The sequence below is a fragment of the Noviherbaspirillum malthae genome (assembly GCF_015352985.1).
GTDB classification, from domain to species: domain Bacteria; phylum Pseudomonadota; class Gammaproteobacteria; order Burkholderiales; family Burkholderiaceae_D; genus Noviherbaspirillum; species Noviherbaspirillum malthae.
In genome coordinates this window covers 1-1,468 of sequence record NZ_JACYXF010000177.1, presented here as the reverse complement: position 1 = coordinate 1,468, position 1,468 = coordinate 1, and the positions used below count along the sequence as shown (strand labels likewise).

The 1,468-nt window shown below is 64.6% G+C and carries 2 protein-coding genes; both read right to left on the bottom strand.

What is annotated here, in order from left to right:
• Positions 1–5: 5 nt before the first annotated feature.
• Positions 6–854 carry a phosphate ABC transporter permease PstA gene (gene pstA / locus IGW03_RS37600; protein ID WP_194727476.1) on the bottom strand — a complete coding sequence of 283 codons (849 nt, stop codon included), beginning with the start codon at positions 852–854 and terminating at the stop codon, positions 6–8.
• Positions 848–1,468, bottom strand: a 621-nt coding sequence (gene pstC / locus IGW03_RS37595; RefSeq protein ID WP_194727475.1) for a phosphate ABC transporter permease subunit PstC, incomplete at its 5' end; no start/stop codon positions are given. The genes pstA and pstC, both read right to left, overlap by 7 nt.

The window sequence follows — 1,468 nt, the reverse complement described above, 5'->3', positions numbered from 1 at the left end:
TCATGTCAGTTGGGAATTTTCTGGCTGAACAGGGTACGCGACAGGATATTGAGGCCCAGCACGCTGAAGGTGATCAGCAGCGCGCCGCCCCAGGCCAGTTCGCGCCAGTTGTCGTACGGGCTCATAGCAAACTGGTAGATCACCACCGGCAGGTTGGCCATCGGCGCATTCATGTTGGCGCTGAAGAACTGGTTATTGAGCGCCGTGAACAGCAGCGGCGCCGTCTCGCCCGAGATGCGCGCCACCGCCAGCAGCACGCCCGTGATCACGCCGGCCTTCACCGCCCGCAGCCGCACCATCATCGCCACCTTCCAGCGCGGCGCGCCCAGCGAGAACGCCGCCTCGCGCAGGCTGCTGGGCACCAGCTTGAGCATGTTGTCGGTGGTGCGCACCACCACCGGAATGGCAATCAGCGAGATCGCAAACGTGCCGGCCCAGCCGGAAAAATGCTTCACGTTGGCCACGTAGATCGCATAGACGAACAGGCCGATGACGATCGACGGCGCCGAGAGCATGATGTCGGTGACAAAGCGCGTGACCTGCGCCAGCCAGCTTTCCTCGCCGTACTCGGCCAGGTAGATGCCGGCCAGGATGCCCACCGGCGTGCTGATGAGCGTTGCCGCGCCCACCATCAGCAGGCTGCCGACGATGGCATTGATCAGGCCGCCGCCCTCGCCGCCCGGGGCCGGCGTGGTTTCGGTGAACATGGCGATGCTCAGTGCGCTGAAACCCTTGATGAGCAGGGTGAACAGGATCCAGCCGAGGAAGATCAGGCCCACGGCCATGGCGCCGATGGACAGCGCGATGCCGATGCGGTGCGCCAGCAGGCGGCGGCGGTAGACGGGATTCACGATTTGGCTCCTTCCTTGCGGGCCATGCCCATGAGCATGAGCTTGGCAGCCGACAGGACGATGAAGGTGATGACGAACAGGATCAGGCCGAGCGCAAACAGCGACGACACGTGCAGCGTTGATTCGGCTTCGGCGAACTCGTTGGCCAGCGTGGAAGCGATGCTGTTGCCGGCGGCAAACAGCGACCAGGACAGCTTGTGGGCATTGCCGATGACAAACGTCACCGCCATGGTTTCGCCGAGCGCGCGGCCCAGGCCGAGCATGACGCCGCCGACGACGCCGGTCTTGGTATAGGGCAGCACGATCTTGCGCACCACTTCCCAGCGGGTGCAGCCCAGGCCGTAGGCCGATTCCTTGAGGACAGCCGGGACGATCTCGAAGACGTCGCGCATGACCGAGGCGATGAAGGGGATGATCATGACGGCCAGAATCAGCCCGGCGGTGAGGATGCCGATGCCCATCATGGGGCCCTGGAACAGGTGGCCGATAAGGGGCAGCTGGCCGAGGGTGCTCTTCAAGAAGGGCTGGACGTGGTCGCCGAAGAGCGGGGCGAAGACGAACAGGCCCCACATGCCGTAGATGATGCTGGGCACGCCGGCGAGCAGTTCGACGGCGGT